Origin of the sequence: Shewanella sp. SM21, from assembly GCF_025654335.1 — a bacterium.
In the GTDB taxonomy this organism is placed as follows: Bacteria; Pseudomonadota; Gammaproteobacteria; order Enterobacterales; family Shewanellaceae; genus Shewanella; species Shewanella oncorhynchi.
The window spans coordinates 1-21,102 of sequence record NZ_JAKKRL010000019.1 but is presented as its reverse complement, the minus strand read 5'-3'; the positions used below and the strand labels follow the sequence as shown (position 1 = coordinate 21,102).

The 21,102-nt window shown below is 40.3% G+C and carries 16 protein-coding genes; all 16 read left to right on the top strand.

Going from position 1 to position 21,102, the window contains the following annotated elements:
* The first annotated feature begins 3 nt into the window (after positions 1–3).
* The gene (locus tag L5L94_RS19875) at positions 4–771 is read left to right on the top strand and encodes a PP2C family protein-serine/threonine phosphatase (RefSeq protein ID WP_113940343.1); all 768 of its coding nucleotides are present in this window, start codon (positions 4–6) and stop codon (positions 769–771) included.
* 46 nt (positions 772–817) lie between these two features.
* Positions 818–1,909, top strand: a complete 1,092-nt coding sequence (gene tssA, locus L5L94_RS19870) for a type VI secretion system protein TssA (protein WP_006081795.1) — start codon at positions 818–820, stop codon at positions 1,907–1,909.
* 59 nt (positions 1,910–1,968) lie between these two features.
* On the top strand, positions 1,969–2,469 hold the full coding sequence (gene tssB / locus L5L94_RS19865; protein ID WP_006081794.1) for a type VI secretion system contractile sheath small subunit: 501 nt from the start codon (positions 1,969–1,971) through the stop codon (positions 2,467–2,469).
* A 1-nt stretch (position 2,470) separates the two neighbouring features.
* Positions 2,471–3,964 carry a type VI secretion system contractile sheath large subunit gene (gene tssC / locus L5L94_RS19860; RefSeq protein ID WP_113940345.1) on the top strand — a complete coding sequence of 498 codons (1,494 nt, stop codon included), beginning with the start codon at positions 2,471–2,473 and terminating at the stop codon, positions 3,962–3,964.
* 72 nt (positions 3,965–4,036) lie between these two features.
* Positions 4,037–5,575 carry a type VI secretion system contractile sheath large subunit gene (gene tssC, locus L5L94_RS19855; RefSeq protein WP_263164741.1) on the top strand — a complete coding sequence of 513 codons (1,539 nt, stop codon included), beginning with the start codon at positions 4,037–4,039 and terminating at the stop codon, positions 5,573–5,575.
* 16 nt (positions 5,576–5,591) lie between these two features.
* The gene (locus tag L5L94_RS19850) at positions 5,592–6,389 is read left to right on the top strand and encodes a type VI secretion system accessory protein TagJ (RefSeq protein WP_263164739.1); all 798 of its coding nucleotides are present in this window, start codon (positions 5,592–5,594) and stop codon (positions 6,387–6,389) included.
* Between the two features lie 37 nt (positions 6,390–6,426).
* On the top strand, positions 6,427–6,915 hold the full coding sequence (gene tssE / locus L5L94_RS19845) for a type VI secretion system baseplate subunit TssE (protein ID WP_263164737.1): 489 nt from the start codon (positions 6,427–6,429) through the stop codon (positions 6,913–6,915).
* The gene (tssF, locus tag L5L94_RS19840) at positions 6,915–8,744 is read left to right on the top strand and encodes a type VI secretion system baseplate subunit TssF (protein WP_263164735.1); all 1,830 of its coding nucleotides are present in this window, start codon (positions 6,915–6,917) and stop codon (positions 8,742–8,744) included. The genes tssE and tssF overlap by 1 nt, the downstream gene beginning before the upstream one ends.
* The gene (gene tssG, locus L5L94_RS19835; protein ID WP_263164733.1) at positions 8,741–9,739 is read left to right on the top strand and encodes a type VI secretion system baseplate subunit TssG; all 999 of its coding nucleotides are present in this window, start codon (positions 8,741–8,743) and stop codon (positions 9,737–9,739) included. The genes tssF and tssG overlap by 4 nt, the downstream gene beginning before the upstream one ends.
* A 19-nt stretch (positions 9,740–9,758) precedes the next feature.
* Positions 9,759–12,371: a type VI secretion system ATPase TssH gene (tssH, locus tag L5L94_RS19830; RefSeq protein WP_263164731.1), complete on the top strand. Its 2,613-nt coding sequence runs from the start codon at positions 9,759–9,761 to the stop codon at positions 12,369–12,371.
* Between the two features lie 309 nt (positions 12,372–12,680).
* Positions 12,681–13,160, top strand: a complete 480-nt coding sequence (locus tag L5L94_RS19825; RefSeq protein ID WP_006081786.1) for an Hcp family type VI secretion system effector — start codon at positions 12,681–12,683, stop codon at positions 13,158–13,160.
* Between the two features lie 74 nt (positions 13,161–13,234).
* Entirely contained in the window at positions 13,235–15,049 is a 1,815-nt protein-coding gene (locus tag L5L94_RS19820) for a type VI secretion system Vgr family protein (protein WP_263164730.1), read from the top strand.
* Between the two features lie 37 nt (positions 15,050–15,086).
* Entirely contained in the window at positions 15,087–15,377 is a 291-nt protein-coding gene (locus tag L5L94_RS19815; RefSeq protein ID WP_006081784.1) for a PAAR domain-containing protein, read from the top strand.
* Positions 15,378–15,643: 266 nt separating this feature from the next.
* Positions 15,644–16,420: a hypothetical protein gene (locus L5L94_RS19810; protein WP_263164728.1), complete on the top strand. Its 777-nt coding sequence runs from the start codon at positions 15,644–15,646 to the stop codon at positions 16,418–16,420.
* Entirely contained in the window at positions 16,405–17,400 is a 996-nt protein-coding gene (locus L5L94_RS19805) for a hypothetical protein (RefSeq protein ID WP_263164726.1), read from the top strand. Before L5L94_RS19810 ends, L5L94_RS19805 begins: the two co-directional genes overlap by 16 nt.
* Positions 17,401–17,406: 6 nt before the next feature.
* Positions 17,407–21,102: RHS repeat-associated core domain-containing protein (locus L5L94_RS19800; protein ID WP_263164725.1), on the top strand; the 3,696-nt coding region annotated here is incomplete at its 3' end.

Here is a 21,102-nt window from a genome sequence, read left to right as displayed (position 1 = left end):
ATTATGCAATTTTTATCTGATGCACAAACACATAAGGGACTTGTTCGCAAAATAAATGAAGATGCCTGCTTGTCATTACCGGAATTTGGCTTATGGGCTGTTGCTGATGGTATGGGAGGACATGCTGCTGGTGATATAGCAAGTCAATTGGTTATGGATGTATTAACGCAGACTGCATTGAAACATAAAGAAAGTATTAGCTCTGAAATTATTGTTCAGGCTTTGTATGATGCAAATCGTGCTGTGTGCAATTTTAGTGAAGATAAATTAGAGGGTAGTACTGCTGGTACAACTGTTGTTGTTCTTTTTATAAGTAAAGAGACATATCACGTGTTTTGGGCCGGCGATAGTCGATGCTACTTGTTACGTTCTGCTAATCTTATTCAGCTTAGCAGGGACCATAGTCAAGTTAATGAAATGATTTTACAGGGATTAATTTCTGAGAGTGATGCGGAGAATCATGAGCTTTCGAATGTCATCACGCGTGCAATCGGTGTTGATGCTGATATAGAGGTTGACTATATATTTGGTCGTTGCAGTCCCGGAGATATATATCTTTTATGTACCGATGGATTGAATAAAGAAATTCCAGATAGAGAAATTGGTGATTATCTACTCAATAACAATGTATATGAAGCTAATCGAGCGCTACTCCATTCAACGTTGGTTTCAGGTGCAAAGGATAATGTCACGAGCATTCTAGTGAGTATATTTGATTCTAATTTTGATTATGAATGTGCCAAAACGATCCCGCTGTATTCTAAGCGTTGAAAACTGACTTTTGGCCTTTTTCGAAACTAATATGGAATAATTAACAATGGACTATGATGATATAATTGATTTTTCATTACTGATAAAAAATGTTAATGAGTTGGCTCCTTCAGGGGTCGATCCTCGCACAGATATATCTCCGAGTTCTCAGTATTATCGATTAAAAGATATTCGTAGTAATGCTAGAGCGAATGAACGGAAGTTGCTGGTAGAAGAAGATGACTTTCAGTCTTTAGTTGGGGATTGGCGACCCATTATTGATGAAATACCAAATGCACTTGTGCACGAGGTAAAGGATCTAGAGTTTGCAGCTTGGTTAATCGAAGCATTGTGTCGTGTTTATGGTTTCAGAGGGCTTGCGATTGGCTTTAAAACTGCGCACCTTATCATAGAGAACTTTTGGGATAGTTTATATCCGAGTCCTGATGATGACGATATTGAATTTCGCATTGCATCCTTAATTGGACTTAACGGCTATGATGGTGATGGTGCATTAATTACACCAATTATGAGTATTCCGATTACTCAAGATACAAGTTCTGGTTGTTATGCTACTTGGCAATATATTCGAGCATTAGACCTATCTAGAGAAAATGAAGATAAACAACGGAAAAAAACAGATAATGGTGTTATAAGTGTCGAGCAAATTAATAGAGCTGTTTCTGAATCCTCTAAAGAGTTTTATGGGGAGTTAGTTGAACAGTTAAATAGTGCTATTGATGAGTTTGAACAGTTATCAAAAAATATGGATAGAGTTATGGGACAACCGCAACCTACCACAGCCATTAGCAAATCACTACAGAAATGTCTTGATTCTGTTAAATATCTTGCGGCCGATAAATTGGCAGTTATTAGTTCTGAAGTTAATGATAGCATTGATATTAATATTGATGGCGAAACGCAGACAATCGGTGCTGTCGATAATCAGCTCCAAACACGGCAACAAGTTATTAGAAGTTTACAGCAGGCTGCTGAATTTTTTAGAAAAACTGAACCTCATTCGCCTATGTCTTATTCACTAGAGCAAGTTATTCGTTGGAGTAGCTTAACTTTGCCTGAGTTATTGCAAGAGCTTATAGATGATAGTAATAGTCGTAATGGGTATTTTAAACTAACAGGCATAACTGAAACTAAGTAATGTTAATCATGCCTAGGTGATGTTATTCCAAGGCAATTCTGTTTAATAGGAGAAAAGAAATGGAAAGTATTCACAGTAAATTATCACGAGTTAGGAAGCCAAGAGTTCATATAACTTATGATGTCGAAACAGAAGGAGCTTCGGTTAAAAAAGAACTGCCGTTTGTTGTTGGTGTTATGGGCGATTTTGCGGGCCATAATACAGAGGCTTTGAAACCATTGAAAGATCGCCGTTTTGTGCAAATAGACCGGGATAATTTTGATGACGTTTTACGTCGCATGAATCCAAAATTAAATTTTAAAGTTGATAATAAGCTCGCGAATGATGATAGCCAATTTGCAGTAGAACTTGAGTTTAAATCGATGCAGGATTTTGAACCTGCAGCGATTGTTAGACAAGTTGCACCTTTAGATAAGTTAATGGCTACTCGTAATAAGTTACGTGATCTCATGACTAAAATTGATAGGTCAGAAGAACTTGAAAACATTCTTGAACGAGTGCTTAACAATAACGAAGATCTGCAGAAGTTAGCGCAGGAACTGAGTTTAGAGGATAAATAATATGAGCATGGAAGCATTAGCTGAACAACACGATAATGCGCAAGTGGAAACGTCCTCTTTACTGGAGATGGCTATTGGCGCAACCAAGCAAACGGAAGCAACTCGTGCTGAGGAATTAATCCGTACTTTAACGGAGGAAGCGCTTAACGGTACCGTATCTTGGAATAAAAACTTAACGGTTACCTTTAATGAAGCAATCGAAAGGCTGGATGAAGCAATTTCTAGCCAATTATCTGCCATCATGCATACTGAGGCTTTTCAAAAACTGGAAGGTTCTTGGCGTGGTTTGAATCATTTAGTCAGTAATTCAGAAACGAGTTCAACGCTAAAAATTCGTTTAATGAGTATGACAAAAAAAGAGCTTTATAAAGATTTAAGTAAAGCTGTTGAGTTTGACCAAAGTCAAACATTCAAAAAAGTATATGAAGCTGAGTTTGGAACTCCTGGTGGTGAGCCTTATGGTGCGCTGATTGGTGATTATGAATTTACCAATCATCCTGAGGATATTGAGACATTAACCTATATGTCTAACGTCGCCGCCGCAGGTTTTTGTCCTTTCCTTTCATCTGCTTCTCCAACTATGTTTGGATTTGACGAGTGGACAGAATTATCTAAACCCCGTGATTTAGAGAAGATATTCGAGTCTCTTGAATATACGAAATGGCGTTCTTTCCGTGAGAGTGAAGATTCTCGATTTGTCACACTAACTATGCCTCGAGTATTAGGTCGTTTGCCATATGGTAATGCGACATGTCCAGTAGAAGAATTTGGTTTTGAAGAGTTTGAGTTAGACCCTATTAAAAAGGTCGCTATAACTGCTGATCATGCTGATTATTGCTGGATGAATGCTGCTTATGTACTGGGTAGCCGTTTAACTAACGCATTTTCTCAATATAGTTTCTGTACTGCTATTCGTGGCGCCGAAGGTGGTGGAAAAGTAGAAGGTTTACCAAGTCATATCTTTATGAGTGATGACGGTGATCCAGATCTGAAGTGTCCTACTGAAATAGGGATCACGGATAGACGAGAAGCTGAATTAGGTAAACTAGGGTTTTTACCGCTATGCCATTATAAAAATACGGATTACGCAGTATTTTTTGGTGCACAAACAGCTCAGAAACCCCATAAGTATGATAGCCCTGAAGCTACGGCCAATGCGGCTATTTCAGCTCGCTTACCATACTTAATGGCGACATCACGTTTCGCTCACTACTTGAAAGTTTTAGCTCGAGATAAAATCGGTAGCTTCATGGAAGCTGAAGATGTTGAAGTCTGGTTAAATCGCTGGATCTTAAGCTATGTGAATGCTTCAGAAGGTGGCGGACAGGAAGTGAGAGCGCGTTATCCTTTAGCTGATGCGAAAGTACAAGTTAAAGAAATTCCTGGTCGTCCAGGATCATATAATGCGGTTGCATGGTTAAAGCCTTGGCTTCAACTTGAAGAATTGTCAACGTCTTTACGATTAGTTGCAAAGATCCCACAAATCGGTGGCTAACACTCACTTGTGAGTTTGATATGGACTTAGCTTTAGTTAAGTCCTATTTTTTGTTTTTATGTGGGAGATTATATGTTCAATGAGGTTAACTTTGTCTCAGAAGATATTTTTCTATCTGAGTCAAATGATCCGATTGAAAATCGTGCCACATACTCTGATATTACGCGCAGAGGTGTACTTGCGCGTTTTTTACGAGAAAACAATCCTGCACTAGCAATAGTATATTGGTTAGAGAACGTGGAAAATATGACTAACATAGAGATTGAACATATAGTTCCATCTCTATGCCGGTCTATTTCTGCAATTGATGAGCTAATCAACGCTCAGCTTAATGAGATATTGCATCATTCAATATTGCAAGAATTAGAAGCGAGTTGGAGAGGGGTTTTATATCTCACCGAGCAAGCTGGCATCTATGATAGGGAACAAAAGACCAAGATAAAATTGATTTCTTTATCTTGGACTGAGCTATCAAAGGATGTTACAAAAGCAATTGATTTTGACCAAAGTGAATTTTTTAAGCTGATATATAGCAATGAATTCGATATGCCAGGTGGCGAACCGTTTGGTGTTATTGTTGGGGATTATAAGGTTAGTCATATTATCCGCCCAGGGCATGCTGTAAATGATCTTGATATTTTAAAAGATGTTACTCGAACGGCTGCAGCGGCTTTTTCTCCATTTATTTGTTCAGCTCATCCATCTTTATTTGGCGTTGATGATTTCTCCCAATTAGGACAAGTAACAGATATTGGCAATCAATTTAAACAAATTGAATATATAAAATGGCATGCTTTAAGAGAAATGGACGATTCTCGCTTTCTTGGTATTGTGCTACCTGAAGTTCTAATGAGAAGCCCATATAAAGATGACGGTTCAAGAATAGAATGCTTTGTTTTTAAAGAAAATTTATCTAGGCCAGAAAAAGATTATCTTTGGGGAAATGCGGCTTTTGCTTTTGCTACAGTATTATTACGAGCATATTGTGAATCTGGTTGGTTTGGTCAAATACGCGGAGTTAAGTCGGGTAGTCATAGTTTTGGTCTTGTAAGTGGGTTGCCTGCATGTCAGTATGAAACTGATATATATCAAAAATCTAATAAGCCGTCTGTAAGTTTACTTGTAAGCCATCGGTTTGAAGCTGAATTATCCGATAATGGATTTATTCCATTGTCAGCCGTTCCATACAGTGATTTTTTTGCATTTTATAATAATGCCTCTGTTCAGAAGGCTAAAATAACAAATAAATTGGTCGTTAATGTTAATCATAGATTGTCAGCAATGCTGCAGTATATTTTATGTGTCGCGAGATTTGCCCATTATATAAAAGTTATGGGGCGAGATAAGGTCGGTGGATATCATTCAGCACAAGAATGTGAGCAGGATATGCAAAAGTGGTTACATAAATACACAACTGCGACTGAAGATGCATCCGACGAAATTAGAGCACGATTTCCATTGCGAGCAGCAAGGATAGAGGTTAAGGAAAAACGTGGTAAGCCAGGACAGTTTTATTCAATAATTCATTTGCAACCACATTTTCAGTTGGACCAAATGGTAACGACTGTAAGATTAGTTGCTGAGTTGTCACCAAAGCAAAATTCAATCTAAATGTAAAAGGAATAACATGAAAAAGTTAAATGATTTAATTAAGCAAGGAAAGCTAAATTTGGCTTGCGAATACTGTAAAGAGGCGTTAAGAGAGGATCCCATCAATGCTCAGTTACGCGCTATTTATGTAGAGTTACTATGTATCAATGGAGATTTAGAGTCAGCAGATAATCAATTAGACATGATTATTCGGCAACATCCTGACTTTCTATTGGGTGCAGTAAATTTAAGGCAACTGATCCGCGCAGATCAAGCACGATTAGATTTTTATCGTGGCGGAATGACTGCGAATCTCTTTCAGGAATCAGATGATATTTTTGAGAAGACAATACGTGTCAACTTAGCAATGCTTGAGAACAACATAGAAGCTGCAACATCGTTAGTTTTCGAAATCGAAAATGATCGAGAGAAAGTATTAGCAAGTGTCAATAACAACTCTATTGATGATATTAGAGATCTAGATGATGTTTTAGCGGGTTACGTTGAAATATATGGTACTGATGGAAAATTTTACTTAGCGAAGTTTTCTGAAATTGAACATTTTACTGTACATAAAGCTGAATCAATTATCGATAGTGTTTGGCGACGTATTGATATTTCAATTGAAAATGGACCCAGCGGCGAAGCATTTCTTCCATTAACGTATGTTTCAAGTGAGGATGAATCTTCTCGCTTAGGTAAAGATACTGATTGGTTGCAAAAAGGGGAGTTTGTTGCCACAGGGACAGGTCTTAAAATGTGGTTGGTTGGTGATGAAGTACTCCCAATTACAGCGATAAGTAGTTTTGAAAAGATGGCATCTTGCTCAGCTTAATCAGCCTCTTTTAATGCGATATCTTGAGATTAATTAATTGAAAATTAATAATAAGCAATCTTTACAAATGTCACTTATTGATCGGTTGATTGATGACGCTCCCGGACAAAGTGATGATCTTCGTTCACGGCGTAACTTTGATTTACGCGCTTTGCGGTCAAATGTTAAGCGTGATCTTGAAAATCTTCTCAACAGCCGAGTTCAGTGGCATGTTTGGCCTGATTGCTATCAAGAATTAAATCAAAGCTTATTGAATTATGGTTTACCTGATTTTTCAGTGATGGTTGTTGATACCGATCATGGGCGTGAAAAGCTATGCCGAGCTGTTGAGCAAACGATAAGGCGTTTTGAGCCGCGGTTTATTGATGTAGAAGTGTCATTACTCGAAAATGAAGAGGTTATAGACCGTGTGCTAAAGCTAAGAATCCAAGCGTTACTATATGCAGATCCTGAACCTGAACATATTATGTTTGATTCAGAGATAGAGCCCGTTCACTTGGGATTAACGATAAAGGATTATCAATAATGAATGATGAACTCCTGAAATATTATAATCGTGAGCTTACTTTCATTCGTCGCATGGGCGCAGAGTTTGCTGAACAATATCCCAAAATTGCAGGACGTTTACGTATATCGGAAGAGAATGTAGAAGATCCGCATGTCTCACGATTGATCGAAGGTTTTTCGTTACTCACTGCTCAAATTAGGCAGAAACTAGATGATAGTTTTCCTGAAGTAACGGATGCATTATTGGGTCAGCTATATCCAGATTATCAAGCACCCATTCCGGCCTGCTCGATTCTTAAATTGACGAGCCAGAATCTTTCTACTTCTGGAGTTCTAGTTGCTCGGGGAACAGAGTTTGAAACTAAAACTGAAGGGCTTAAAAACTGTTTATTTCAATCTTGCTATGATACGGAAGTGCTTCCCTTAGAGGTAACAAAAGCAGAGTTTAAAAACGCTCCGTTTAATGCTCCAACACCGAACTTAAAACAGCCTATTAAGGCGCTTGTTAAACTTACACTTACATGTGAATTTGATACGACGGAAATGCATGAGCTTGGTGTGACGCGTTTACGATTTTATTTGAATGGACAACGTCATCATGTGTATCCGCTCTATGAGCTTTTATATCGTCAAGTTATCAGTATTGGGGTATCTGCTTCTGATGAAGCAAGTATTCGTTATTTACAACCTCGGCATATACAACAAGTAGGATTTGGTGACAATGAGAGTGTAGTGCCATATAGCCAAAAAAGTTTTTCAGGCTATCGATTGCTTATTGAACAGTTTTTGTGTCCTGAGAAGTTTCTATTTATAGATCTAATTGATTTAGACCCAAATTGGCATGGGATTAAAGATGAATTTAATCTATATTTTTATCTTTCTGAAGGCGCTACTGAATTAGAGCGTCATATAAATGCCGATAGTTTTTTGCTTGGCTGCACTCCTGTAATTAACTTATTTCAGCAGAAGCTAGAGCCTATCAAGTTAGTGTCTTCACAATATGAATATCGTCTTGCAGCAAGCTATTTAGATGCTGATGTGTGTGAAATTATATCAATACAAGATATTAGGGCTTATGATCCTTTTGGGAATGAGATGGTCCTGAATCCTTACTATAGTCAAGGGCATCCCGCATTCTCCCAACAGCAGAATATGTTTTGGCATAGTCGACGTGAATTTGTGAATTGGGCCGGTGGTTATTCAGAGGCTGGAACTGAAGTTTATCTGTCAATCATTGACTGTCAGTTTAAAGGTATGGCTATTGATGGTGCAGAACAAGACTGGGTCATTCAAGTTAATGCACTATGCAGCAATCGAAATTTGCCCTCCTATTTACCTTTTGGAGGTGGAGAGCCTCATTTTAGTATTCGTAGTCATGTAGACATTATTAAAGATGTCCGTTGTTTAATTGCTCCGACCTCGCCAGTTAGGCCCGCATTGAAAGAGAACACCCGCTGGCAGCTTGTAAATCACCTTACACTCATGAGTTTCAGTGGCGAAAATGCATTGTCTCAGTTACAAGAAACATTAAAGTTATATGATTTTCGGGGAGCGCCAGAGTCCAGAGCGTTGATCGATGGAATAACCGCAGTAACCATTAGCAATGGAACGGCAAGAGTTAACCAGCAAGGAAGAGTCGCTGTTTGTGCAGGCTCAGATATTCTTATTGAGTTTAGCCAATCATCCTATGCAGGAACGGGAGTGTATTTTTTTGCAGGTATTTTAGATATTTTCTTTTCGCAGTTTGCTGCAATAAATTCTTACACTCGACTCTCAATTAAATTGCGTGATCAGGCTCAGGTTTATCATACATGGCCGGCTAGAGTCGGTACTCAGGTGTTGCTATGAGTATTAGGGATTGGAAAGACTCTCCCGAGAGTTTTGACTTTTATCAAGCAGTATACTTCTTGCAAAAGCAGTTATCATCTCAAGAACTCCATTGGCATAGTGTCGGGCGAGATGCTTTTCCTGAACAGGAGTTAATTAGATTTAAATCTGTTCAGCATTTAGGTTTTCCAGGGCAAGCAATCAGTAAAGTGGAAAGCAAAGACTATGATTCCGCAGATAAGCAAGCATTTAATATTCATGTAAGCTTTATGGGGTTGACTGGCCCTTCAGGTGTTATGCCCCAACATTATTCAGAATTAATGTTACAAAGGTTGAAATTAAAAGATCGTACAATGCGAGATTTTTTCGATATTTTTAATCATAGACTTATATCACTGTATTATAGAGCTTGGGAAAAACATCAGTTTGCTTGTCACTATGGCAGTCAACAGTTTTCACAAGACCCATTTAGTCAGGTAGTGTTGAAACTCGTAGGTTCTGCTTCAAATTTAAACTCTTATTATGCAGGTGCATTTGTTGCTAAAAGTAGAGGTGCCCAATTTTTAAAGCAAATACTGACAGATTTTCTTGGCGCAGAGATTGAAATAAAATCATTGCAGGGGCATTGGATTTCGTTAAATGCATCAGAATGTAGCTATCTAGCATCTGGAGTAAAACCTGAAGGTGTCAATGCTGAGCTAGGGAAGAGCATGATGTTAGGGCAGAAAGTATGGGATGTCAGCTCCATTATTGACATTAATATTAAGGCTACGTCTGAAGTTTTAAGAAAATTACTACCCAGTCAATCTCTTAATTTATTAGTGCAAAAACTAGTTAAGGAATATTTAGCGCCTCAAGTTAAAGCTAGGGTAACTTTAGTCGGCCGCTATATTGATTTCCCTACTGTTCGGTTGGGTGCGGGAAGTAATCAGTTGGGACAGGTTGGAAGATTAAGTATTCGAAATCATAAGTTGGAAGAAGTTAACAGAGTTGGTTTTAAATTAGCGCGTAGTTAAATAAGCAAAGGAAGCTATTATGTCAAATACCCCATTAAAGAGCCTTGTTGAAAAGCTTAGTCCATCATCAAAAATGGCACTTGAGGCTGCAACGGCTAAATGTCAGTCTCGTAGTCACTATAGCGTTGAAATTGAGCACTGGCTGGATGCAATTTTAGAACAGAAGGATTCAGATATTAGGCTTCTGTTGAATGCATTCTCTATTGATGTTGATAGGGTGAAGTATCAATTACAACAAGCATTAGAAAACTTTAAGACAGGTAACAATTCTTTACCTGCTATTTCCGTACAAGTTGTTAACTTGTTAAAAGCAACATGGTTGAATACAAGTATTGATTTTAATGATGAGCGTATTCGGACGGCATATTTACTCTATTCATTGTTGAAGGATGAAACTTTACTCGCCCCAATTAGTAGGCGTGTTACTGAGCTCGACAAAATTGATGCTGCTGAAATACTAAGAGTCTGGCCAAGTCTGGCTCAGCATTCACATGAACAACAAGCTGCAAATATAAGTTCAAATAATACTTCTGATGCACCGACTACAGCAGGTAAAACCCCGTCATTAGATCAGTTTACTGTTGATTTAACAAAACAAGCTAGGGTTGGAAAAATTGATCCCATAATTGGACGTGATTTCGAGATTCGACAGATGATCGATATTTTATCCCGTCGTCGTCAAAATAATCCCATTTTAACGGGGGAGGCTGGTGTTGGGAAAACCGCTGTTGTCGAGGGCTTAGCTCTTAAAATAGCAGCAGGCGATGTTCCTGATCGTCTAAAGAATGTTTCTCTGCGTGTCCTTGATCTTGCGCTATTACAGGCGGGTGCAGGCATGAAAGGGGAGTTTGAAAACCGCTTGAAAAATGTGATCAAGGAAGTTCGCCAGAGTGCTCAACCTATAATATTGTTTATCGATGAAGCGCATACAATGATAGGTAGCGGTGGTCAAGCTGGGCAGAATGACGCGGCTAATTTATTAAAACCTGCATTAGCTCGTGGTGAATTGCGGACTATTGCCGCGACAACTTGGGCTGAATATAAAAAATATTTTGAAAAAGATGCTGCGCTAACCCGTCGTTTCCAAGTTGTAAAAGTAGAAGAGCCAAAGCCTGAACTCGCAATTGTTATGTTGCGAGGAATCTTGCCTGTTATGGAAACGCATCATGGTGTCAATATTGCGGATAAAGCCCTGCAAGCAGCGGTACATTTATCCGACCGTTATATTAATGGTCGACAGTTACCGGATAAGGCTGTTGGCTTACTTGATACCGCATGTTCGCGAGTGTCAATGAGTCAAGATGCTATTCCTGGTCAGCTTGAAGATCAGCAGCGCCGTGTACAGCAGCTTGAAGCCGAAATAGCACTATTACAACGCGAACTAAGATTAGGTGCGGACCACTTAGTTGCTATTGATTTGCTTACTAATCAAATTCTCGATGCAAATAATAAGCTTGAACAAGTTCAGCAGCAGTGGACATATGAAAAAAGTTTAGTTTCAGAAGCAAAAGAACTCGCGATATTACTGCATACGGAGAATGGGGAAGATAATAGTGCATCACTTCATCGATTGAATGAAATAAAGGCATTATTGTCAGCCATTCCAAATCCAATGGTTCATTGGCAGGTTACAGAAAACTTAGTTGCAGAGGTTGTCTCAGATTGGACTGGTATTCCTTTAGGGAAAATGCAAGCTGATGAAATAAAAACAATTCTGGCATTAAAGTCAATTCTAGAAGAGAGGGTTGTTGGTCAAGAGCACGCCTTAGAGTTAATTGCCCGTACGGTACAAACATCACGCGCACAACTTGCTGACGAAAATAAACCGAATGGTATCTTTTTGCTCACAGGTCCAAGTGGTGTAGGTAAAACTGAAACCGCTCTTGCTGTTGCAGAGCAAGTATATGGTAGTGAAGATAGTATCACTATTATCAATATGTCGGAGTTTAAGGAGGAACATAAAGTATCCTTATTACTCGGTTCTCCGCCAGGCTATGTAGGATACGGTGAAGGTGGTGTGTTAACCGAAGCTGTGCGCCGCAAACCTTATAGCGTAATTCTACTCGATGAAATGGAAAAGGCTCATCCCGGTGTTCAAGATATTTTTTATCAGGTTTTTGATAAAGGAACAATAAAGGACGGAGAAGGTAGAGATATTGATTTTAAGAATACAATAATTATTATAACTTCAAATGTTGGTACTGATACGACTATGCGTTTATTTGAGGATGAATCAACATCTCCCTCGCCAAGTGGACTTGCTAAAGCACTTAAACCTGATCTTCTACAAGTCTTTAAACCTGCATTTTTAGGTCGGATAAATGTTATTCCCTATTTGCCATTGGCAGATGAACAACTTAAACAGATTATTTGTTTGCAACTCAAGCGTGTTACTCGAAGGTTGTTGAATAATTATAAAGTCGAATTCAATTATGATGAAGATGTTGTCAATTATATTGTCTCGCAGTGTCAAGATGCTGATAGTGGTGCAAGAACCATACATAACGTTATTCAGAATAGAATATTGCCAGAGATGTCAGTCAAGATTTTACAATTTGTTGCAGAGAGTAAAGCTCTATCAAATATCAGACTAATGGTTGATGGCAATGAATTCAAATATGATATTTTATAAAAATATCGTATTAGTCCAAAAGTATTAAATTGAGAAGTTTGATGACCAATTTTTTGGTTGATCTCAGCAAGCCTCTGATTTGCTTGATATGTTGCTGATGTGACCCATGTTTAATCGCGTTATCAAGTATTGAGAGAAACGCTTTTGGTAGTATAATGTCTACCGACAAAAATATATCTAATAATCAAGGAATGCTTAATGTATTTTGCTTTCCTTTATTCTTTGTATTTTTGTGTACCAGGGTCATTAATACCTGAGCATATGAACGTCCAATTAAGGACAGCCGTTAATTAGTAAAAGGAATATAGAATGCAAGCTAACACATATTTGGACTACGAAGGGATTAAAGGCGAAGCAACTGCAGAAGCTTTTAAAGACATGATTACTGTTCTATCTATGGATTGGGGTTCACAACGTGAAATCTCTTCTCATACTGGTACTGCTATGGATCGTGAAGCTAGTTCAACTCGTTTGAGCGATGTTGTCATTACCAAGTTGCAAGATAAATCTTCTCCTGATTTTTTCAAGGAAGCGACTATTGGTAAAGGTAAGAAAGCAATTTTTCATATCACTAAACAAGGTGATAAAATTGAAGAAATCATGAAAATTGAACTAACTGACGCCATGGTAAGTAGCTACCACATGTCAGTTTCTGGTGATCGTCCAGTTGAAACAATTGTTATTAGTTATACAGAGCTAATGATGACAGTTGTACCTACAGATGACAAAAACAACGTATCTGCACCACAAGTTTATGGTTACAGTGGCGTTAAAGGCCAAAAGTTATAAGACTAATGGTCAAACTGATGCGGTTTTCCGCATCAGTTTTTTGATTATTTCGTTTCTACCATTAAGGCTTCGATATGCAGTTGGCGACTCAGGATGAGAACAGTATCAAAATTGATACTCCGTTAGGGAAAGATAAACTTTATTTGACTCGTTTTGTGTTTGAAGAGGCAATATCGGAACTTTTTAATGTAAAGGCGCAAGTTTATACTAATGGTGAGGATATTGATTCACAGGCGTTAATTGGTAAAGATGTGACCATAACGTTGAAATTAGGTGGAGGTAAGAATCGTTTTATTCACGGTATGGTTTCTGACGTCACATCGTTAGGGTTAAGAGTCGCGAAAGAAGCAGATGATAAAGTACATAAAGATTACGTTTTAACTATTGTGCCTGCTGCATGGTTTATGCAACATCGGGTAAATAGTCGTATTTTTAAAAAGAAAAATGTTCTTAAAATTGTAAATGAAGTCGCTGCAGAGCACGGTGTTAAGGTTGATATAGCCTCTAAGATTTCTTCATCTTATCCAGATTATGAATTTAAAGTCCAATATGAAGAGTCTGATTTATTTTTTATAAACCGCTTGCTTGAGCAAGAAGGTATTTTTTATTATTTTACGCACACAGCTTCGCAACATACTTTGGTTTTGGCTGATAAAGCAACAGCTTATGAGCCTTGTGTTGAAAATAAAGTGAAATTTAATACAGGTAGTATTGCTGAAGCTCATATTAATCAATGGCATTCTGCAATTAATATGGCACCAGGTAAATTTGTTCAACGTGGATATAATTTATTAAAACCAAAGGAATTACCCACGGGAACACATGATAAAGGTGGGCTTTTACCTAAGCATACCGATTATGAAGTGTTTGCATATGACGCTGAATCTGACACTCATCCAAGAGGTAAGGCCGTCGCTGCATCGAGATTAGAAGCCTTACAACGTGACATTCAATTGCGCAAAGGCTCAAGTAATTGTCGAACTTTTACTGCCGGTCAAACTTTTGCTTTTAGTGAGCATGAGGATAAGTCTGAAGTCGGTAAGCAGTATGCGATAACTCAGTTAGTCTTAACTTGTGCGATTGTCAATCAGATTGGTGCGAGTCAAAACTCACGTCAACAAATCACAAATACTTTTATGTGTGTACCTAAAAGTGTTCCATATCGTCCTCGTCCTATCACTGCCAAGCCGATGATCTCGGGTGTTCAAACCGCAACTGTTACTTGCAAAGGTGGTGAGGAAATTTCGGTAGATGCCTTAGGGCGCGTCACCGTTAAATTTCACTGGGATCGAAGTGCAATCAAAGATCATGAAAGTTCTTGTCCAATTAGGGTAAGTCAAAGTTGGGCAGGTAAGAATTGGGGTAGTAATTTTCTGCCCCGCCGAGATCAAGAAGTACTTGTTGAATTTTTAAATGGTGATCCTGATCAACCGATTATTATCGGTTCAGTTTATAACTCGGATCACATGCCGCCATATAACTTGCCAGACGGAAAAACTCAAAGTGGTATCCGTACACGCTCAAGTGAAAAGGGGAGTGCGGTTAATTTCAATGAATTGACTTTTGATGATAAAAAAGGAAATGAACTGGTCTATCTGCATGCAGAGAAAAACTTTACATTGCATGTAGAGAATGATCAGTCAGACAGTGTTGATAATGATCGAAAATCGGTCATTAAAGGTAATGATACGCATACTGTCAATAAGGACCGTAAAAGCACGATTGATGGTAGCGATACTTTAAAAGTGGGTAAGAAACTTGTTATCGATGCTGGTGACGCTATTACTATCAAAACGGGTTCGGCTTCAATTTCAATGAAAAGTGATGGTTCTATTAGCATTAAAGGCACCAATATTACGATTAAAGGCAGTAAAGTTAGTATCAACTAGTTAATTATTTGATTGATATTCAAGGAAGAAAGATAAAATGGGTAAACCTGCCTCTGTGATTGGCTCAATGCATATTTGCCCTAAGTTTACGGGACAGGTTCCCCATGTTGGTGGTCCTGTTGTTCAAGGCTCGCCAAATGTTTCTATCTGTGGTATTCCAGCCGCTCGCAAGGGTGACAAACTTGTTTGTATCGGTCCACCTGACACGATTAGTGGCGGTTCATCTACCGTTTTTATTAATGGCAAAAATGCCGCCCGTCTGGGTGATGATACTGCCCATGGTGGTAAAATTGTTGTCGGTGTTCCAACGGTGCTTATTGGTGGTTAATCATGCTAACCGATAAGTCATTGATCGAGATCACCGCATCTCTACTTGAACAAAGACATGTCCTAGTTCAGAGCCGTTATACCAATCGACAGCTACTTATGATGCATGATCAAAAATTGATGCGTGGATTAAACGAATTGCTTAGACGCAAGGTTCACGTTACAGAGCATCGGTGGCTTGATTGGGTTTTAGATTGTTCACAAATTCCATTTGATTCAGCATTTGAGGTTAATCCTCCCCATGCTCTATGGCTGACTGAGCTAAAAATGGCGTTGCATAATATGGATTATGCAGGTATTGCCATGTCAGCTCAGAAAGACAATGCTAATTGGCTTCTTGCAAGCTATCTGCATATCCCCATCCCCAATACTGACAAATTGCTTGAGCAAGATATTTCGTCTGCAATGTTATGGTATCTCGCGAGTATGGGATGTATTTCCAAAAAAGCGGCATTGAACTCCGCAATCCGGAATGCTGATCCAAGATTGAGAGTAGAGATAAAGCTTGCATTGTATATGCTAGGTGACCGCACAGATGAACTCGAATTACTTTCTTGTGCAATAGAGAATGAAATAAGCCACTGGGATTATCTTTTTGTATTGATTTGTGGCGCGCCAGAGCCATTAAAGATCCGTTTGTTAAACCTTATTTGCTCAGAAGCAAATGATAAATCTGCCAGTTTTAAGGCTATCGGTTTTAGCGGCCTATCCAAGTTTATTCCTATGGTTTTAGCCTTAACAAAAGAGCAAGAGACAGAAAATGTCGCAATGGATGTGCTTTATACCTTAGTCGGTACTGTTGAGGCAGAGGTATTACTTTCGCAATTAGATCTCATTGATGAAACGAGCCTTGAGTTAGTGGTGAATAAGTATCCATCCTTAACTAAACTGCAAGTTATCGACACTATCGAGTTAAAAACGTTTTGGCAGTTAGAGTGTCAAGGACAGCGTCAGGCTGCAGCCTATCGCGCTAAAGTACACTTCCCGCAGACTCCCTTAGCCAGACCTTGTCGCTTATTGGGGGGGATATGGCATCTCCAATAACCATTTTGCAATCTGGACTTGTTATTGGTAGAGCTAAAAATAGTATCGATGGGATGATGCTAGATATGATCTCTCCTGAGCCACAAACGTTGTCTCTTGGTGAGAATCAAGAGATTTTAGTTAACTTCATATCGTCTTTAACATTCAATACTTCAGGTCAGTTATCGATTGAACAGTTTATGGCGTTATTTGACTGTTTGTTTTCCGAGCAATTGCAGTGTCCAGAGGATGAATGTGTACTACTCGTTTTACCAGAGTTTTTTAATGGTCAAGATCATTTGTTACACGCGTTATTTGCTCAGATAGCTGTGGTGTATCCTCATTTATTGACGCATAGCTTAAGCCGTATTTTCCCTTATGGGAGTAGTGGCAATCTAACGGCATTAGCTGAAGCATCCCGTTTGTTATCGGTAGATGCAGTAGAGCAGGTTTGGATTATTGCCATGGATAGTTTGGCAGAAAAACAGCTTTTGTTGCAGCTAGCGCAGCAGCAGCGCTTACTCACTGCACAACACATGGGTTTATGCCCATCCGAAGGGATCGTGGGATTATGTTTAGGTAAGTCAGAGGTGGGTGTAGTCGTTAATTTTTCGGCTATGGATGCTGATGTAGAAGGTACACAGAAACAGGCGTTAACGTCTTTATTTACTCAGGTCAGTGCGGAGTCTAGTGATTCACTTCAGGCGATTTACTTTCCTGATAATGGTGATGAAACGCTCACACAGCAGTGGTTAGATGCATATCCGTTACTGTCGGCCAAAATAGGTCAACATACGCAGCTGTTATTCCCCGCCTATCATACAGGGGAAATCGGTGCTGCAGGTGGTTTGTATCGCTTTGTACATATATTTGAAGGATTTAAAAACGGCTTGTTATCGGGGAATATCTTACAGTGTGAGATTTCTGCCAAGGCATTTCGAGCAGCAGGATTATTTAGTTGGCGGACCTGGAATGGTTCGTTATCACAGCAAGGAAGTTAAACTAGCATGCAAGCCAAGTCGTTATCTTTAAAAGCGCGCTCAGGCGACTTAATTCTATTCAGCACGACAAAGCCGACGCGAACCTCTCTGGCCTTTAGTGATGAGCAGAGTGCTATTGCCTTTTTGCAATCGATGTTTTCTGTATCGGACTTACCTGGCGATACGATTGTGTCTGTATATGCGTGGTTTAATCAGTCAGCATCTTTTACGACAACGTGGAGCCAAGCTCGTGCAGGGGCGCTAAGACAAACGCTTGCAAAAGCGTTAGTTGAACAACAGCTATTTGCCGCAATTTTACCGGCGAAGCCAGTAGAGGTTCCCTCGGCACCGGCTTCGTCTAGTTCTGCTTCTACAGCGAAAGCGTCCAATCCTGGAGGGCGAGCGGAGCCGACGCAAAGTCCGTCCGAGCATGGCCAAAATGATCAACAGGGCCAAAATGCAGCAGGTCAAACGGAACCCCCCAATAAAGATAAAGTCACCTGCGGCGATCCAGTGGCTATGTGTAGTGGTGAGGAAATTCTTGCGTTAACTGATTTTAGCTTAGAAGGTGCTATGCCATTAATCTGGACTCGCACCTATCGTTCAAGCCAAAGTACACAGAATGAAGGCTTAGGTTTTGGTTGGCGGAGTAATTTTCATCAGCATATTGATCTTATTATTGATGACGAGGCCAATTCTCAATTTTGGTTTGTCGACGAAGAAGGTCGACGCTTACCATTTGCCTTTGTTCCTCGTGGGGAAATTACCTATCAGCTTGCTGAAGGACTCGCTCTACGACACGAATCAAATGGCAGCTTAGTGCTAGTCAAGTCTGATGATACTCATTGGGTATTTGTTCCGTGCAATGAAAAGCCGCAATGCTGGGTATTACATCAAGTGATTAATCAGCTGGGGCATACTCTGCAACTTTTCTATGACAGATACCAGAGGCTCAGCCGTATCGACTATACTGCTAAGCGGGGTATTGAATTAACCTACCACGCCAATGGGAATATTAGCCGTATCGAAGCCGTTAGGCACACAGATCAAGGCTTACAACGCTTAGGGATCTTACTGGCTATTTATGAATATGATGAGACAAACGATCTCAGAACTGCAACAAATAGAACGCAGCAAACTGAGCAATATCAGTATGATGGGCACTTGCTCGTTGAGCGTGAACGCGCGAGCGGCTTTAAGCATTATTTCACTTGGTATGGTACAGGACCGTTAGCCCGTTGTCGCCGTAACTGGGGCGATGATGGTTGTTACGATTATCACTTTGAGTACCATGAAGCAGAGCGGCTGGCCGTAAGCACAGATAGCCGAGGTCAAGTTTGGCATTATTACCATGATGCACAAAATCGATTAATCAAAAAGATCGCTCCAGATGGCGCAACTTGGCAATACCAATGGAATGCACAGGGTAAGAAAACCGCTGAAATTCAACCCTCTGGGGCTGTGACCACATTTGAATATAACCGACGCGGCCAGTTAAGCCGAGTGATTGCCGCCGACGAGGGCATTACCCAGTTTCAATATAATGCTCTAGGGCAGCGTAGCGGTGTGATTGATGCAGAAGGTCAGGAGTGGCGCCGTGAGTTTTCATCGGCGGGATTGCTCCGAGCAGAGACCGGCCCTAATGGCGCATCAGTACGTTATGAATACAATCACTTATCACAGCTAGTGAGCATTACGGATGCCTGTGGTCAGCAAACTAAATTGGCGTGGGACAAGGAAGGGCAACTACTCGCTCAGCAATCGCCACAAGGGCTAACTCGCTATAGTTACGATGAATTGGGGTTAATGAATGGCATTGTCGATGCTGCCGGTCTTGTCACTGAATGGCAACGTAATAGTGCTGGCCAAGTGATTTGTCAACGCCAATACCCATTTATGGCAAATAGTCAGATACCAGAGCACGACGTAATTGAGCTTCATTATCAATATGATGATGCGGGACGATTGATTTGCCAGCGTAATTCTCTAGGACACGAGCAACGTCTCGGTTATGCCGGACTAAGCCAAGCTAGCCATTATTGGCAAGCTGATGGTAGTCACTTTGCCTACCAGTACGATAGTGAACGTAACCTTACCGCGATTCAACGCAGTGACGATGCCTGCTATCAAATTGATTACGATGGCCAAGAAAGGCCGATACAAATACAAGGTTTTGATGGTCGATCACAGCAAATTGAGTATGACGTTAATGGTCGGATCCATAAAATTCAAGAGGGTAAGCAAGGTCACGTCATTCTAGAGCGCGATACCTTAGGTCGTATTATCCAGCAAAAAGCGCACAAAGAGACTTCTACCGGACGAAATGTCAGTGAGCAACATTTTCACTACGACAAGTTAGGCCGGTTATTACGGGCAAATAATGCTCAACGTAAATTGCGTTTTGGCTATGCGAGTAGTCATTTTGGTAATAACAAAGCGTTAAAATCACACTGGCAAGACAATTGGCATATTGAACACGAATATGACAATTTTGGGCGTAAAATCGCGACATTGTTGCCTGATGGTAGCCAAATCACCTTACGTTACAACGAGCAAGGCCACGCTGCCTATGTAGGGTTTAATCAACAACCGTTATTGCAGCGTCAGTTCGATAGCGCAAGCCGTGAAACTGAACGCGAATATCACAGCGGTATATTACTCAGCCAACAATACGATGTATTTGGTCGCCTCTGCGCTCAACAGTGGCAAGGGTTAACATCTGCTCAAGAGGACTCGAATAGCCGCTTACATGAGCGTAGTTATCATTATAGCTTGCAACATCAGTGTATTAGTGTGAGCGATACATTCTGCGGTCAGTGGCAATATCAGTATGACTCGTTAGATCAGTTAGTGAGTAAACTGCACTTACAAGATCCCCGCCAGAATGAACAGCATCAATGGGATAGCTTCGGAAATCCGCAGGGGGAGAGTATTGCTGTTCAAGGCGACAGACTGCTGCAATACGATGGGCGACAGTTCCGTTATGACGACAGCGGTAATCAAGTTAGCGTGAGCGCGGCCAAGGCTTCAGTTAATGCGGCGTCAACCCCTGTATCGGCCAACCGCATGGCTCAGAAACGCGAATTTAATGGTTTAAATCAACTGAGTTGGCTAGAGAGTAGTAGCGCATGTTTTCAATACGAATACGATGCGCTAGGGCGTCGTAGTGCCAAAATCACCGCCCAAGGACGGATTGACTATTTATGGGACGGTGATGTTCTGATCGGTGAACACTATCTTGATCACTTTACTTGGTACCTCTACGAACCTAATAGCCATAAACCGCTGGCGATGGTGAAAGACGGACAAGTATATCATTATCAATTAGACCAACTGGGTACCCCCATAGGACTGATTAACGCTACTAATCAACTCGTTTGGCAAGCCCACTACAGTGTGTTTGGTAAGGCCACTGTTACTATTAACGACATAAATAACCCATTGCGTTTTCAAGGGCAGTACTTTGACAGCGAAAGCGGCTTACACTACAACCACTTCCGCTACTACGACCCCGAAACAGGCCGTTTTATCAGTCAAGACCCAATAGGGTTGCTAGGGGGCATAAACCATTACCGATATGCGCCCAATCATATCAACTGGATAGATCCGTTGGGACTGAGTTGCAAGGAAGGTTTAGGAGAAGTGGCTTATGGTCCTCCACCAGAAGAACCGGGATTACAATCCGTAACATTATTACCGATAGAGTGGGCCGTAGAAGGGATC

Excerpts from the sequence above, each read along its gene's own strand:
- L5L94_RS19875 (WP_113940343.1), top strand. The coding sequence starts at position 4 with ATGCAATTTTTATCTGATGCACAAACACATAAGGGACTTGTTCGCAAA.
- tssA (WP_006081795.1), top strand. The coding sequence starts at position 818 with ATGGACTATGATGATATAATTGATTTTTCATTACTGATAAAAAATGTT.
- tssB (WP_006081794.1), top strand. The coding sequence starts at position 1,969 with ATGGAAAGTATTCACAGTAAATTATCACGAGTTAGGAAGCCAAGAGTT.
- tssC (WP_113940345.1), top strand. The coding sequence starts at position 2,471 with ATGAGCATGGAAGCATTAGCTGAACAACACGATAATGCGCAAGTGGAA.
- tssC (WP_263164741.1), top strand. The coding sequence starts at position 4,037 with ATGTTCAATGAGGTTAACTTTGTCTCAGAAGATATTTTTCTATCTGAG.
- L5L94_RS19850 (WP_263164739.1), top strand. The coding sequence starts at position 5,592 with ATGAAAAAGTTAAATGATTTAATTAAGCAAGGAAAGCTAAATTTGGCT.
- tssF (WP_263164735.1), top strand. The coding sequence starts at position 6,915 with ATGAATGATGAACTCCTGAAATATTATAATCGTGAGCTTACTTTCATT.
- tssG (WP_263164733.1), top strand. The coding sequence starts at position 8,741 with ATGAGTATTAGGGATTGGAAAGACTCTCCCGAGAGTTTTGACTTTTAT.
- tssH (WP_263164731.1), top strand. The coding sequence starts at position 9,759 with ATGTCAAATACCCCATTAAAGAGCCTTGTTGAAAAGCTTAGTCCATCA.
- L5L94_RS19825 (WP_006081786.1), top strand. The coding sequence starts at position 12,681 with ATGCAAGCTAACACATATTTGGACTACGAAGGGATTAAAGGCGAAGCA.
- L5L94_RS19820 (WP_263164730.1), top strand. The coding sequence starts at position 13,235 with ATGCAGTTGGCGACTCAGGATGAGAACAGTATCAAAATTGATACTCCG.
- L5L94_RS19815 (WP_006081784.1), top strand. The coding sequence starts at position 15,087 with ATGGGTAAACCTGCCTCTGTGATTGGCTCAATGCATATTTGCCCTAAG.
- L5L94_RS19810 (WP_263164728.1), top strand. The coding sequence starts at position 15,644 with ATGGCGTTGCATAATATGGATTATGCAGGTATTGCCATGTCAGCTCAG.
- L5L94_RS19805 (WP_263164726.1), top strand. The coding sequence starts at position 16,405 with ATGGCATCTCCAATAACCATTTTGCAATCTGGACTTGTTATTGGTAGA.